General features: G+C 58.1%; 14 protein-coding genes. 6 read left to right on the top strand and 8 right to left on the bottom strand.

Going from position 1 to position 13,639, the window contains the following annotated elements; genetic code table 11:
* Positions 1 to 35: 35 nt before the first annotated feature.
* From L466_RS07855 to L466_RS07865, 3 genes are all read left to right on the top strand, one after another.
* Positions 36 to 587, top strand: a complete 552-nt coding sequence (locus L466_RS07855) for an NAD(P)H nitroreductase (RefSeq protein ID WP_014169648.1) — start codon at positions 36 to 38, stop codon at positions 585 to 587.
* A gap of 116 nt (positions 588 to 703) precedes the next feature.
* A complete protein-coding gene (gene selD / locus L466_RS07860) occupies positions 704 to 1,747 on the top strand; it encodes a selenide, water dikinase SelD (protein ID WP_032681223.1) in 1,044 nt (347 codons plus the stop codon).
* Between the two features lie 4 nt (positions 1,748 to 1,751).
* The gene (locus tag L466_RS07865; RefSeq protein ID WP_032681222.1) at positions 1,752 to 3,659 is read left to right on the top strand and encodes a DNA topoisomerase III; all 1,908 of its coding nucleotides are present in this window, start codon (positions 1,752 to 1,754) and stop codon (positions 3,657 to 3,659) included.
* A gap of 49 nt (positions 3,660 to 3,708) precedes the next feature.
* Here L466_RS07865 and gdhA read toward each other — a convergent pair whose 3' ends face one another.
* Positions 3,709 to 5,052, bottom strand: coding sequence for an NADP-specific glutamate dehydrogenase (gdhA, locus tag L466_RS07870; RefSeq protein ID WP_020884434.1), 1,344 nt, complete (start codon positions 5,050 to 5,052; stop codon positions 3,709 to 3,711).
* 228 nt (positions 5,053 to 5,280) lie between these two features.
* On the opposite strand from gdhA, the gene L466_RS07875 reads away from it, so the two are divergent.
* On the top strand, positions 5,281 to 5,553 hold the full coding sequence (locus tag L466_RS07875) for a YnjH family protein (protein ID WP_032677956.1): 273 nt from the start codon (positions 5,281 to 5,283) through the stop codon (positions 5,551 to 5,553).
* Here L466_RS07875 and L466_RS07880 read toward each other — a convergent pair.
* Positions 5,513 to 5,929: a pyrimidine (deoxy)nucleoside triphosphate diphosphatase gene (locus L466_RS07880; protein WP_032681221.1), complete on the bottom strand. Its 417-nt coding sequence runs from the start codon at positions 5,927 to 5,929 to the stop codon at positions 5,513 to 5,515. The two genes, L466_RS07875 and L466_RS07880, sit on opposite strands and share 41 nt — an antisense overlap.
* 75 nt (positions 5,930 to 6,004) lie before the next feature.
* Here L466_RS07880 and L466_RS07885 point away from each other — a divergent pair, with 75 nt between their 5' ends.
* Together L466_RS07885 and L466_RS07890 are read left to right on the top strand one after the other, a co-directional pair.
* Entirely contained in the window at positions 6,005 to 6,574 is a 570-nt protein-coding gene (locus tag L466_RS07885; protein WP_020884431.1) for a carboxymuconolactone decarboxylase family protein, read from the top strand.
* Positions 6,567 to 7,184 (top strand): CDP-alcohol phosphatidyltransferase family protein, encoded by a 618-nt coding sequence (locus L466_RS07890; RefSeq protein WP_025204416.1) that lies wholly within the window; start codon positions 6,567 to 6,569, stop codon positions 7,182 to 7,184. Before L466_RS07885 ends, L466_RS07890 begins: the two co-directional genes overlap by 8 nt.
* On the opposite strand, the gene L466_RS07895 is transcribed toward L466_RS07890, so the two are convergent.
* The 6 genes from L466_RS07895 to xthA form a co-directional block, all read right to left on the bottom strand.
* The gene (locus L466_RS07895; RefSeq protein ID WP_032681220.1) at positions 7,181 to 8,488 is read right to left on the bottom strand and encodes a rhodanese-like domain-containing protein; all 1,308 of its coding nucleotides are present in this window, start codon (positions 8,486 to 8,488) and stop codon (positions 7,181 to 7,183) included. The two genes, L466_RS07890 and L466_RS07895, sit on opposite strands and share 4 nt — an antisense overlap.
* 73 nt (positions 8,489 to 8,561) lie before the next feature.
* The gene (locus tag L466_RS07900) at positions 8,562 to 9,182 is read right to left on the bottom strand and encodes an ATP-binding cassette domain-containing protein (protein WP_032681219.1); all 621 of its coding nucleotides are present in this window, start codon (positions 9,180 to 9,182) and stop codon (positions 8,562 to 8,564) included.
* Entirely contained in the window at positions 9,182 to 10,711 is a 1,530-nt protein-coding gene (locus L466_RS07905; RefSeq protein WP_032681218.1) for an ABC transporter permease family protein, read from the bottom strand. The genes L466_RS07900 and L466_RS07905 overlap by 1 nt, the downstream gene beginning before the upstream one ends.
* Positions 10,684 to 11,844, bottom strand: coding sequence for an ABC transporter substrate-binding protein (locus tag L466_RS07910; RefSeq protein WP_025204412.1), 1,161 nt, complete (start codon positions 11,842 to 11,844; stop codon positions 10,684 to 10,686). Before L466_RS07910 ends, L466_RS07905 begins: the two co-directional genes overlap by 28 nt.
* A gap of 15 nt (positions 11,845 to 11,859) precedes the next feature.
* On the bottom strand, positions 11,860 to 12,543 hold the full coding sequence (locus L466_RS07915) for a TVP38/TMEM64 family protein (protein ID WP_025204411.1): 684 nt from the start codon (positions 12,541 to 12,543) through the stop codon (positions 11,860 to 11,862).
* Positions 12,544 to 12,549: 6 nt separating this feature from the next.
* Positions 12,550 to 13,356, bottom strand: coding sequence for an exodeoxyribonuclease III (gene xthA / locus L466_RS07920; RefSeq protein WP_020884424.1), 807 nt, complete (start codon positions 13,354 to 13,356; stop codon positions 12,550 to 12,552).
* Positions 13,357 to 13,639: the final 283 nt, after the last annotated feature.

Below are 13,639 nucleotides of genomic sequence, written 5' to 3'. Positions count from 1 at the left end.
ATTTTGTGAGTAAATTTCAAGAAAGGAGTTAACCAATGGACGCACTTGAACTGCTTGTTAACCGCCGTAGCGCTTCACGTCTCACCGAGCCGGCGCCGGCAGGGGAGCAACTTGAGAATATTCTGCGTGCCGGCCTGCGTGCACCGGATCATGGTACGCTGCAGCCATGGCACTTCTTTGTGATTGAAGGTGAAGGCCGCGATCGTTTCAGTCAGATACTGGAGCAGGGGGCGGTTGCCGCAGGTCAGGATGAGAAGGGTATTGAGAAAGCCCGCAGTGCGCCATTCCGTGCGCCGATGATCATCGCTGTCGTGGCGAAATGTCAGGCCGACCACAAAGTGCCGGTCTGGGAGCAGGAAATGTCTGCCGGCTGTGCCGTCATGGCAATGCAAATGGCCGCCGTGGCACAAGGGTTTAACGGTATCTGGCGCACAGGGCCGCTGACCAACAGCCAGCCGGTTCGCGACGGATTCGCCTGTGGCGAACATGATAAAATTGTCGGCTTCCTCTATCTCGGCACGCCTCAGCTTAAAGCCTCCGCCACCATTAATGTGCCGGACACCACGCCTTTCGTCAGCCGTTTCTGATAACGCGCGCTAAACTGTCTGGATTCTGAGCATCTGCCGCAGAATTCAGACAGTCATACTTACCTCTTTATGGAATGAGCGCTACCATAGCGCGATTGAGATGACAGGAGACGTCCATGAGCGAGCAAACCATTCGTTTAACGCAATACAGCCACGGAGCCGGTTGCGGTTGTAAAATTTCCCCGAAAGTGCTGGAGACCATTCTCCACAGTGAACAGGCGAAGTTTGTCGACCCGAACCTGCTTGTCGGTAACGAAACGCGTGACGATGCGGCAGTTTATGACCTGGGTAACGGCACCAGCATTATCAGTACCACCGACTTCTTTATGCCGATTGTCGACAACCCGTTCGATTTCGGGCGGATTGCGGCCACCAACGCCATCAGCGATATTTTCGCCATGGGGGGCAAACCGATTATGGCGATTGCCATTCTGGGCTGGCCGATTAACACCCTTGCCCCTGAAATTGCCCGTGAGGTGATTGAAGGGGGACGTTTTGCCTGCCAGCAGGCGGGGATCGCGCTGGCCGGTGGTCATTCTATCGATGCGCCGGAGCCGATCTTCGGTCTCGCGGTCACGGGCGTGGTGCCCTCCGAGCGCGTGAAACGCAACAGCACCGCGCAGGCGGGCTGCAAGCTGTTCCTCACCAAACCGCTGGGCATTGGTGTCCTCACTACTGCGGAGAAAAAATCGCTGCTGAAGCCGGAACACCAGGGGCTGGCAACCGAGGTCATGTGCCAGATGAACCTCGCGGGTGCGGCCTTTGCGAATATCGATGGCGTGAAAGCCATGACCGACGTGACCGGTTTTGGCCTTCTCGGACACCTCTCCGAAGTGTGTCAGGGCGCGGGCGTACAGGCGCAGGTCTGGTATCAGGACGTGCCGAAGCTGCCGGGTGTGGAGGAGTACATTGCAGCGGGCGCCGTTCCAGGCGGTACCCAGCGTAACTTTGCCAGCTATGGTCATCTCATGGGCGAAATGCCTGAAGCGTGGCGCAATCTGCTGTGCGATCCGCAAACGTCCGGTGGTTTGCTGCTGGCGGTCACGCCAGACGCTGAAGCCGACGTTCAGGCGACGGCCGCAGAGTTTGGTATTACCCTGACGGCGATCGGTGAACTGGTGACCGCGCGCGGTGGCCGACCGATGATTGAGATCCGTTAATTCAATGCGGTTGTTTATTGCCGAAAAGCCGAGCCTGGCCCGTGCCATTGCCGATGTGCTGCCGAAGCCGCATCGCAAGGGCGACGGCTTTATCGAATGCGGTAACGGGCAGGTGGTCACCTGGTGTATCGGTCACCTGCTTGAGCAGGCGCAGCCGGATGTCTACGACAGCCGCTATGCCCGCTGGAACCTCAATGACCTGCCCATCGTCCCTGATAAATGGCGCCTGCAGCCACGGCCTTCCGTCACCAAACAGCTCAACGTGATTAAACGTTTTTTGCATGACGCGACGGAAGTCATCCACGCGGGTGACCCGGACAGGGAAGGGCAACTGCTGGTGGATGAGGTGCTGGACTATCTGGAGCTGGCGCCGGAAAAACGCCAGCAGGTCCAGCGCTGCCTGATTAACGACCTCAATCCGCAGGCCGTGGAGCGGGCCATTTCACGTCTGCGCGCGAACAGCGAGTTTATTCCGCTGTGCGTTTCCGCGCTGGCCCGCGCTCGTGCTGACTGGCTTTACGGGATCAATATGACCCGCGCCTACACCATTCTGGGGCGTAATGCCGGTTATCAGGGCGTCCTCTCCGTCGGGCGTGTGCAAACGCCGGTGCTGGGGCTGGTGGTGCGTCGTGACGAAGAGATTGAGAATTTCGTCGCCAAAGATTTCTTTGAGGTTAAAGCGCATATCGTCACGCCGAAAGACGAGCGCTTTACCGCCGTCTGGCAGCCAAGCGATGCCTGCGAATCGTATCAGGATGAAGAGGGGCGGTTGCTGCACCGTCCGCTGGCGGAGCACGTGGTCAACCGGATTACCGGTCAGCCTGCTATTGTCACCAGCTATAACGATAAACGGGAATCAGAACCCGCGCCGCTGCCGTTCTCGCTTTCCGCGCTGCAGATTGAAGCGGCGAAACGCTTCGGTCTGAGCGCGCAGAACGTCCTTGATATCTGCCAGAAGCTCTACGAAACCCACAAACTCATTACCTATCCGCGTTCGGACAGCCGGTATCTGCCAGAAGAGCACTTTGCCGGCCGTCACTCGGTGATGAACGCCATTGCCGTTCACGCGCCGGATCTGCTGCCGCAACCGGTTGTGAATCCGGACATTCATAACCGCTGCTGGGATGATAAAAAGGTGGATGCCCACCATGCGATTATCCCGACGGCGCGCGCCAGCAACGTTAACCTCACGGAAAACGAAGCGAAGGTGTATAACCTGGTGGCTCGTCAGTACCTGATGCAGTTCTGCCCGGACGCCGTGTTCCGCAAATGCGTGATTGAGCTGGAAATTGCCAAAGGGAAATTTATCGCCAAGGCGCGTTTCCTGGCGGAGGCTGGCTGGCGCACGCTGCTTGGCAACAAAGAACGTGACGAAGAGAATGACGGCACGCCGCTGCCGGTGGTCACCAAAGATGACGAGCTGCTGTGTGAGAAAGGCGAAGTGGTTGAACGCCAGACCCAACCGCCGCGCCACTTCACCGATGCGACACTGCTCTCGGCAATGACCGGGATCGCCCGTTTTGTTCAGGATAAGGATCTGAAGAAGATCTTGCGTGCTACCGACGGACTGGGCACGGAAGCGACCCGTGCGGGCATTATCGAGCTGCTGTTTAAGCGCGGTTTTCTGGAGAAAAAAGGGCGCTATATCCACTCGACTGAACCGGGGCGCGCATTGATCCACTCACTGCCTGAGCTGGCCGCAAGGCCGGACATGACGGCACACTGGGAATCTGTGCTAACGCAAATCAGTGAAAAGCAGTGTCGCTATCAGGACTTTATGCAACCGCTGGTGGGGACCTTGTACGAGCTGATTAACCAGGCGCGTAATACGCCGGTGAAGCAGTTCCGGGGGATGGTTGCACCGGGTGGTGCGCCGAAGAAACCGTTCAAAAAGAAAAAAAGCGCAGCCTGATGTGCTTTCGGTTGTCGCCCTCTCCCAACGGGAAAGGGCGACAGCGTGCTTAGATAACCCCTTGCCCAATCATCGCATCCGCGACCTTCACGAACCCGGCGATATTTGCGCCACGCACGTAGTTGGTTTGCGATGCCTCACCGCCGTACTCGACGCAGGCGTGGTGAATATCCAGCATAATGTGGTGCAGACGCGCATCCACTTTCTCTGCCTTCCAGCCGAGGCGCGCGGCGTTTTGCGCCATCTCCAGGCCAGAGGTCGCCACGCCGCCGGCGTTCGCGGCTTTGCCCGGCGCAAACAGCACGCCAGCCTCAAGGAACAGATCGGTCGCTTCGATGGTGGTTGGCATATTCGCCCCTTCGGCCACGGCCTTCACGCCGTTGGTAATCAGGGTGCGTGCGGCCTCGGTATCCAGTTCGTTCTGGGTCGCACATGGCAGGGCGATATCGACCGGCACGCCCCACGGCTGTTTGCCTTCGAGCCAGGTCAGACCAAATTCACGGGCATAATCCGCCAGACGGCCGTCGCGGCTGGCTTTAATGTCGCACAGGCGAGCCAGCTTCTCGGCCGTAAAACCGGCTTCATCCACCACGGTACCGCGTGAATCTGACGCGGTAACCACGCGGGCACCGAACTGCATTGCTTTCTCAATGGCGTACTGGGCCACGTTACCGGAGCCGGACACCGCCACGCGCATACCTTCAAACCCTAAGCCGTGGCGCTTCAGCATCGCCTCGGTAAAATAGACCAGCCCGTAGCCGGTGGCTTCCGGACGGATCAGGCTGCCGCCAAAGGAGAGCCCTTTGCCCGTAAAGACACAGGCGCTATTATTCGAAAGCTTTTTCATCATGCCGGCCATAAAGCCCACTTCACGCGCACCGACGCCGATATCGCCCGCCGGAACGTCAGTATCGGGACCAAGATGACGATAGAGTTCGGTCATCAGCGCCTGACAGAAACGCATCACTTCGCCTTCGCTTTTGCCTTTCGGATCGAAATCACTGCCGCCTTTCCCGCCGCCCATTGGCAGGGTCGTAAGGGCGTTTTTAAACGTCTGCTCAAAGCCGAGGAATTTTAAAATCGACAGATTCACGGAAGGATGGAAACGCATCCCGCCCTTAAACGGGCCGATGGCGGAATTAAACTGCACGCGCCACGCGCGGTTAACCTGGACCTGATTACGGTCATCTACCCAGGTCACGCGAAACTGGATCACGCGCTCCGGCTCCACGAGGCGCTCAAGCAGTGACATCTGGCGATAACGCGGGTTTTCTTCAAGGAACGGCCATAACGTGGTCATGACTTCACGTACGGCCTGCGCAAACTCACTTTGATGCGGGTCGCGCTGTTGAACATAAGAGAGGAAAGTTTCCAGAGAGCGTGTCTGATCCATAGATATAAGAACCCCTTATATTATTTTATGTATATTGCTTATACGAATTGTGTTGTTTTTTTGACTATACCATCCGTACCGCTTTGTGAAGCAAGCAGAAATGTATGCCGAAAGGGAAATTAATCAGCGGGGCTGCGTCATAACCAAAAGCGATGACGAGATAAATTAAAGGTTCTGCGCCGGTTTACCGTTATAGTCTTTATCAGGGCACAACAGGAAGATAAGTCTATGAACCGTTACGTGATAACCGCGTTATGTTTGATGTTTACCGCAGGCGCGCAGGCAGACCGCATTCGCCCGGATGTGGACGTGAATGTGCCGCCGGAGGTGTTCAGCTCCAGCGGCCAGCGAGCGCAGCCGTGTAACCAGTGCTGCATCTATCAGGATCAGAACTATTCGGAAGGGGCGGTGGTAAAAGCGGACGGCATTCTGTTGCAGTGCCAGCGTGATGAACGCACCATTAGCACGAATCCGCTGGTCTGGCGTCGCGTAAAACAATAAACGCCTCCAGCAGCGGGATGTCCGCAGGCGCTAAGTTGAAACCAAATGCATCTTCGGGCGTACACCACACCAGCGCACTGTGGTAATGCGCCGTCAGCGCGCCGCTGAACGCCGGAACGTGCCAGGCGTGAAGGTTGATTAACCGCTGTGACACCTCACGCTGATGGCTTGCCACATACTCACCAGGCTGCGCGTGGATGCCGAGTTCTTCGTGAAGCTCGCGGACAAGCGCCTCGGACTGCGTCTCACCGGCTTCTACTTTTCCGCCTGCGAATTCCCACATGCCCGGCTGGTCGGCATGAGCCGGGCGCTGGGCCAGTAAAATTTTGTTGTCTTTTTCGATGATTGCCGCAACGACATCGACTATTTTTAGCATGGTCGTCAATACTTGTTAGCGAAAAACACCATATTATCGTGCCCTTTCTAAGAGTCCAGCCATCAGGAGAATCAGGTGAAAGAGACGTCCACCTGGGTAGATCCCATCGCCACCCTTCCGGTCAGCATAAAACCGATTGCCGCCATGCAGAAAAAACACTTTGGTGCCGTGCTTAACCCCACGCGCTGGTGGGGAAGGATGCCACGTCTTTTCTGGCTGGTGGCATTGTTCGTCGGTTTTCTCGAACGTCGTCACGCGCGCCTGTCGCCGGTGCTCCGTTCGCTGTTAATGACCCGGGTATCGCAGCTTTGTCACTGCGCTTTTTGTATCGATGCCAACAGTTTGCGCCTGGCGGAGCGCTCGGGCGCATTGGATAAGGTTCAGGCCGTCAACGCGTGGCGTGATTCCGCTCTTTTTAGCGAAGAGGAGCGTGCGGCGCTGGCCTATGCCGAGGCTGTCACCGCGACGCCGCCCCGTGTGAATGACGAAATCAAAAGTGAGATCACACGCCATTTCAGCGAGGACGCGATCGCCGAAATGACGGCGCTGATTGCGTTTCAGAATCTCTCTGCACGCTTTAATGCCGCGCTGGACATCCCGGCGCAGGGGTTATGTGCCACGTTTAAAGAGGATCCCCATGCTTGATCGTCATCTGCACCCGCGGATTAAACCCACGCTCAACCGACTGGTGTCAGTACTGGATAAGCCGGGGATCACGCCTGACGGATTAACCCTGACCGGGTTTGCTATAGGCGTGCTGGCCTTACCGTTTCTGGCCCTCGGCTGGTATCCGGCGGCGCTCGTCGCCATCGTGCTGAATCGCCTGCTGGATGGTCTGGACGGTGCGCTGGCGCGCCGGCGCGGGCTGACGGATGCGGGAGGCTTTCTTGATATCGCCCTCGATTTTCTGTTTTACGCGCTGGTTCCCTTCGGATTCGCGCTGGCGGCCCCCGCAGAGAACGCGCTTGCCGCTGGCTGGCTGTTGTTTGCCTTTATCGGTACCGGGAGCAGTTTTCTGGCATTTGCCGCGCTGGCAGCGAAACACAACATCGACAACCCCGGCTACGCGCATAAGTCGTTTTACTATCTCGGGGGGTTAACGGAGGGGACGGAGACGATCGCGCTGTTCGTGCTGTGCTGCCTCTTTCCGGCGCACTTCAGCGTGCTGGCGTGGATATTTGGCGCGTTGTGCTGGCTGACCACCACAACGCGCATCTGGAGCGGGTATGTGACGCTGAAGTCACTTACCCGTTAGCGTGAACTTTCTGGCCCGCGTTTTCCGCTGGAGACGGGGTTCTGTGGATGACTGCTCCACTCGTACCAGCCGCCGTCATAGACGGCGACATTTTTCCAGCCCATCGCCCGTGCGTACATAAACGTCTCGGACGCACGCCAGCCGGTGCCGCAGTAAAACGCGACGTGCTGTTCCGGCAGGATGTTCCAGGTTTTCCACATGGCGGCGATGTCGTCAGCGCTGCGCATGGTGCCATCCGGATTATGGAAATCTTCCATATGGGTGGCGTCGCTACCGGCATGACCCCAGCGGGCACCGGCAATTTCACCTTTTGGCTTGATGTAGCTGTAGCCGCTGGTTTCGCCGATGAACTCCGGCCAGGAACGAATGCTGACCAGCGACGCGTCCTGGCGATGCAGCATCCCGCGTGCTTGCGCCATATCCACCATCAACTGCGGCTGGCCGGGGATCGGTGCACCAAAATCGGGGGCGGGCTTCACGTCTTTGGGCATTCCCCGTTCAACCGGCAGACCCGCGTCAGACCAGGCTTTCCAGCCGCCATCAAGAATGCGGACGTCCTTCACGCCCGCATACAGCATGATCTGCGCCACGCGGGCGGCGGCATATACGTCACGGCCATACAGAATGACGGTCGTATCGTGACGGATCCCGTGCTTCGCCAGCATCGCTTTTAGCGTGTCGTCAGAAACTTTATTCCACAGCGGTTCGCTTTCCACTTCGTTGGTATCAATGTAGCCGGCACCGGGAATATGGTTCAGCAGATAAAACTTCGGCGCGCCCCATGCGGCTTCAATGACTTTCCAGTCGCCCGTCGGCGCGGCAGTGACGGGTTTACCCTGCTGAAGCTGGTGGATCCACTCCGGGTAGACGAGTTGTTCAAAGTGCGGCAAACGCTGCAGACGCTCAGGTACCTGCAGGGCATCGTTGAGCACGGAAATCTGGTGGTAACCGGCTTTTTCCAGCCGCGCTTTGACCGCCTGATTATCGGCGTCGCGGCCGTAGAGCGCGATCGTCATGGCCGGTGTAAGCTGGTGCTGTCTGGCCCAGACGGCAATCTGGTCATCGCTCATCGCGCCAAGCCAGGAGGCGGAAAGGTTAAGTGCGGCGGGCTCATGCCCGGAGGGCGCGCTCAGCGTTTGCGGCCAGCCGTTGTAAAACGCGCTGGCGCGGGTGTCGATCACCGCACCGTGTTGTGCCTGAAGTTGAGACAGCGTCATGGCGTGCGGCATATCAGCAGCCAGAGAGGAAAATGAAGCGAGGCCGCACAGCATGGCCAGCGCAGTCAGTTGAGAAACACGTTTCATCGAATAACCTGACGTCAGTAAAAGAGGGGGGCATTGTCGTCTCTCCTGAAAGGTAAAACATTGCGTTAGCACATTATTGCCAGCGAGAAATCTCAATCACTTCGCCGCCCGGGGGCACGTCTTCGTCGTCATGCGTGACCAGAACCACCGGAATATTGCGTGCGCGGGTAGTGTCAAATACCCATGCCCGAAACGAGGCGCGTAACGCATTATCGAGACGGCTGAACGGTTCATCCAGCAGTAACGCCTGCGGCTCTGCAAGCAGGGCACGCAGCAGACTGACCCGGGCACGTTCACCGCCGGAAAGGGTCGCAGGATCGCTGGCGTAATGCCCGGCAAGCCCGGCAGAACCGAGCGCCTGCTCGACCGCTTCCCGCCGCGCTCGTCCGACAATCCGTTCAGGTAATGCCAGCAGCAAATTTTGTCCGACGCTGAAATGGTCAAACAGCAGGGCATCCTGAAAGAGGATCCCCAACCCGCGGGCCTCCACGGGCAGTCCGTCGCAGCGACGTTCATCAAGCCACAGTTCGCCCTGAGCCTGAAAGTCGTCTGGCAGTGCGCCCACCATCCAGGCAAAAAGGGTTGATTTTCCGCTGCCGGAAGGCCCCATCAGCGTGACTATTTCGCCGCGTGGTACACAAAAATTGACCTCGCGGAAAAGCGGTTCAATGGTGAGATTGCTGACCTGCAGCATTAACGTAATCCTCGTCGGTAACGGCTTGCGAGCCGGGATAGCAGGGCGGCGAGGGCAAACACGCTCCCCGTGACCAACAGCAACCCCAGCGCCCGGTTAGCCAGAAGTGGAATGCTGCCTCCACTGCTGAGCGCCACGGTTTCAGTGGTTAGCGTCGCAAAACGGCCCGCGCCCAGCCAGAGGGTTGGCATGTATTGCGCCATGCTGACGGAAAACCCGGTCGCGAAAGCCAGCAGCGCCGGGCGTACCAGCAAGGGGCATTTCAGTAAGCAGAAGATTTTTCCCCGCTGCCAGCCGAGCGTTCTGGCGGTAAGGATCAGCCGGGGATCGATCCTCTGCCAGGCTGGCTGGAGGACCAACAACATCCACGGTAAAACCCACAGCAGATGGCTCCACAGCACGGCGGCATAGTGCCCGTCGATACCCAGTCGCAACGCGATAACGTATTGCCCAGTAACGAGGGGCAGCGCCGGCAGCGCCAGCGGCAACCACACCCACTGTGTGCCTCGCTGCGGTCCCCACTCAAGCCAGAGAACAATTACCCCCAGCGAAATCAGGCTGGCGAGCAGGCCAAAGGTGAGACTGGCGCCAACCGCACCGATGTCGTCCCGCTGCGCCAGCATGAGCAGCACGACCGCGCAAAGCACCCCGCAGGCGGGCAGAAATCCGCTGAGCAGACGCGCTGGTGGTGCGATAAGCGACATTCGACGGCGTCCGCTCAGATCCGGCAGCGTGCGACGCCAGAGTCTCCATGCGCCGTAACCCAGTGCAGAAAGCGCGGCCAGCAGCAGAAGGAGAAGCAGGCACAGCAGCGTTCCCTTTGTCTGCTGCTGCGCATCGCCCTGACTGAGCCACTGCCACGCCAGTACGGCAAGCGTCGGGGGATTGCCGGGCCCGAGCACCATCGCCACGTCCACTACCGACAGGGACCAGGCCAGCACCGCCAGCATCACCGCGCCAAGAGCCGGCGCGATCGTCGGAAGGATGAGCCAGTTCAGCGCCTGAAAACGCCCGTAGCCGAAGGTATGCAGCACGACCTTTTGCTGCGCAAGGCGTTTTTCCGGCAGGACGGCGTAAAGGGCCCACAGCACAAACGCGCTCTCTTTTACCGCAAGCGTCAGCCCCAGCCCTGCACCGTATCGGTCAAGTGGTGGCGTACAGACGCTACACACCTGATACAACAGGCCCCCTTCGGCAAAAAGCAGTAAAGCGCTGGTGGCAAAGGCCACATGAGGAACGGCGAGCAGCCACGGCAGCCGGCTGCTGAGCCGTCGCCAGCGCTCGCCCGGCCACAGGAGGGCCACGATCACCAGAGCGATAAACATCGACCCCAGCGTCGCGATAAGCGTTGAGACCAGCGTGGCGACCGTTGCCTGTGGCAGCTGCGGGTCGTTAAGCAGCAACTGCCAGTTGTTCAGCGAGAATGCCGGGGCAAACAGTATGGCGGCGGCGGGAAGCAACGGCAGATAGATGACTGCCATCGCCAGCCAGACGAGCCAGCTCAGCGGGTGCCGTAACGACGCAGCCATTCCTGCTCCAGCGCGTTAACCCAGGCAGCGTGCGGCTCGGGAAGCATTTTCGGCAGCCCTGCCGGCGTATGCGCAGCGAGCAGCTTCGCTTCTTTTTCGGGCAGTGTTTTCGCATCCAGTACGCTCGGGTCTCCCCAGATGGCCGGGTCGGCCTTGCGAATTTGCGCCTGCGGTGAAAGGAGGAAATTGGCGACCACCTTCGCGCCTGCGCTTGCACTGGCATTCGACGGAATGGCCACAAAATGGACGTTGCCTATCATTCCGTTGTCAAAACCAACGCTGTAGCTGTCGGCAGGCAGTTCACCGCTGGCCACTTTTTGCTGCGCATGTGCCGGGTTAAAGGTCAGGGAGAGATTGAGACTACCGCTGGCAAGCAAGGTATCCATTCTGGCGGGCGAGGGAGGAAAGTCCTCTCCCTTTCGCCACAGCAGCGGGTGTAATTTGTCCAGGTAGTGCCACAGCGGAGCCGTCACCTGGGCAAAGGTGTTATCAGGGGCTTTTTGCAGCGCCTCCGGGTGAGCGGTGAGGGTCAGGAGCAACTGTTCCAGAAATGCCGTACCGGTAAAATCGGGCGGGCGTGGGTAGCTGACTTTGCCCGGATGCTGCTGCGCATACGCCAGTAACGCCTGAGGATCGTTTGGGGGCGCAGGCAGGCTTGCGTGGCGGGCAATAAAGGTGAGCTGTGCACCGCCCCACGGGGATTCCGCGCCATCGGTGGGGACAGCAAAATCCTCCATAACCGGTTTACGGGTATCGACATAGCGCCAGTTGGGCAAGGTCTGCGCCCATCCGGTTTGCAGCAGGTTAGCGGCTTTCAGGGTACGGAAGTTCTCACCGTTGACCCATAAGAGGTCGACTGAACCGTTTGTTTTCCGGCCTGCGGCGGCTTCTGTTTGAATACGTTTGACCGCATCGGCGGCATCCGCCAGTGGGACGATTTTAAGGGTTATGTCGTAATGCGTTTTCATCTCACCGCTTACCCACTCGAGGTAGCGGTTTACCGCCCGATCGCCGCCCCAGGCGTTAAACCAGACGGTCTGGCCTTTGGCTTGTTGTTGGATAGCCTGCCAGTTGTCCGCTGCAAACAGCGGGGCTGCCAGCAGCAGACCGCTCAGAAACGTGCAAAAACGCACACGGCGCATAATGCCTCACTTTTTTGATGAAGGGGTAAACCGGGAAAACAGCCAGCGCGTCGCCAGCGGCAATAACCCCAGTAGTGTAAAGGCGAATATCAGTCCCGGCGATAAAATATCGCGAAGCGAATTCACTTTCCCCAGCGCGCGTCCGGCGTTCAGAAAGATAATGGTTGCAGGCAGCATGGCGACCTGGCTCACCCACCAGTAGCGACTGACCGCAATACGTGTCAGCCCCATGAGCAGATTCACCAGAAAAAACGGGAACAAGGGCATCAGACGCAGGGCAAAAAGATACCCTGCACCGTCCCGCGCCATACCGGCGTTCACCGTATTCATCTGTGATGTGAATCGCCGCTGTACCCAGTCGCGCAGCAGATAACGGCTGGCAAGCATCGCCAGCGTGGCGCCGAGGGTAGAAGCAAACGAGACCAGCAGGGTGCCTTCCCACAGCGTAAACAGCGCTCCCGCCAGCAGCGTCAGTATCGCCGCACCGGGTATCGACAGGGCGGAGACCAACACGTAGAGGGCGAAAAAGAAAAACGCGCTTTGCCACGGCGCCTGTTCCACGTGCGAGAGGAGCGACTGCTGGTGCGTTTTGATGGTTTCCAGGGAGAGCGTCCCCGGCGGAAGAAAGACGAAGGTCAGAACAAATGCGCCCAGAAGGGCGCACATCAGGAGTATTTTTTGCGTGTTCACACGAGGTTACAGTTTGAATTTCGCCCAGACCGGCGCATGGTCAGACGGTTTTTCCATGCTGCGGATATCGTAGTCGATGCCGGTTTCGATGCAGCGTTCCGCCAGCGGCGGGCTGGCCAGCAGCAGGTCTATACGCAGACCGCGGTTGTCATCAAAGCCTTTTGAGCGGTAGTCAAACCACGAGAAGCGATCCTGCGTTTCCGGGTTGGCGGTGCGGAAAGTATCAACCAGACCCCAGCCGAGCAGGCGTTCCATCCACTCGCGTTCTTCCGGCAGGAAAGAACATTTACCGGTACGCAACCAGCGTTTGCGGTTCTCTTCTCCAATGCCGATATCGAGATCGGTCGGGCTGATATTCATGTCGCCCATGATCAGCACCGGATTCTCTTTTTTCAGTTCGGTGGTCAGGTAATCCTGCAGATCCTGATAAAACTTTGCTTTGGCCGGGAATTTTGTCTCATGGTCGCGGCTCTCACCCTGCGGGAAATACCCGTTAATCACCGTGATATTGCCAAGTGGTGAAGGAATTTCCGCCATGATGATGCGACGCTGCGCTTCGCCATCATCGCCCGGGAAGCCACGACGTACGGAAACCGGCGTCTCTTTGGTCAGCAGCGCCACGCCATAGTGACCTTTCTGTCCGTGATAGAAGACGTTGTAACCGAGCTTCGCCACCTCTTCGAGGGGGAACATATCGTCGTGAACTTTTGTCTCCTGCAGGCCGATCACATCTGGCTGATGTTGCTCAACAATTGCTTCAAGCTGGTGAGGGCGGGCACGCAGGCCGTTGATATTAAAAGAGACAAATTTCATAGTCGCTGCCAATGCAAGGTGAATAGTGCATGGATGGTAGCAGAATTTGCGTCATCTGTTACGGGGTTCGACCAATAACTGCGACAGATCATGCCAACGGTGCAATATTTGCACCATTCTGACGCGCATTGCCCCCCAACAGGGCGTAAAGAACCGATAAATTTCGCGAGCGATCACAATTCCAGAATTATATTTGGCTTCTGCATACTCTTTCTTATTTTCGTGCGGCAAAGCGCCGCTTGTCGTAAAAATATTCACTTTTTATGCAATAACAGTGAATAAC

The sequence above is a fragment of the Enterobacter sp. BIDMC 30 genome (assembly GCF_000534355.1).
GTDB lineage: Bacteria > Pseudomonadota > Gammaproteobacteria > Enterobacterales > Enterobacteriaceae > Enterobacter > Enterobacter ludwigii.
This window is presented reverse-complemented; position numbering and strand designations above follow the sequence as displayed.

Excerpts from the sequence above, each read along its gene's own strand:
- L466_RS07855 (WP_014169648.1), top strand. The coding sequence starts at position 36 with ATGGACGCACTTGAACTGCTTGTTAACCGCCGTAGCGCTTCACGTCTC.
- selD (WP_032681223.1), top strand. The coding sequence starts at position 704 with ATGAGCGAGCAAACCATTCGTTTAACGCAATACAGCCACGGAGCCGGT.
- L466_RS07865 (WP_032681222.1), top strand. The coding sequence starts at position 1,752 with ATGCGGTTGTTTATTGCCGAAAAGCCGAGCCTGGCCCGTGCCATTGCC.
- gdhA (WP_020884434.1), bottom strand. The coding sequence starts at position 5,052 with ATGGATCAGACACGCTCTCTGGAAACTTTCCTCTCTTATGTTCAACAG.
- L466_RS07875 (WP_032677956.1), top strand. The coding sequence starts at position 5,281 with ATGAACCGTTACGTGATAACCGCGTTATGTTTGATGTTTACCGCAGGC.
- L466_RS07880 (WP_032681221.1), bottom strand. The coding sequence starts at position 5,929 with ATGCTAAAAATAGTCGATGTCGTTGCGGCAATCATCGAAAAAGACAAC.
- L466_RS07890 (WP_025204416.1), top strand. The coding sequence starts at position 6,567 with ATGCTTGATCGTCATCTGCACCCGCGGATTAAACCCACGCTCAACCGA.
- L466_RS07895 (WP_032681220.1), bottom strand. The coding sequence starts at position 8,488 with ATGAAACGTGTTTCTCAACTGACTGCGCTGGCCATGCTGTGCGGCCTC.
- L466_RS07900 (WP_032681219.1), bottom strand. The coding sequence starts at position 9,182 with ATGCTGCAGGTCAGCAATCTCACCATTGAACCGCTTTTCCGCGAGGTC.
- L466_RS07905 (WP_032681218.1), bottom strand. The coding sequence starts at position 10,711 with ATGGCTGCGTCGTTACGGCACCCGCTGAGCTGGCTCGTCTGGCTGGCG.
- xthA (WP_020884424.1), bottom strand. The coding sequence starts at position 13,356 with ATGAAATTTGTCTCTTTTAATATCAACGGCCTGCGTGCCCGCCCTCAC.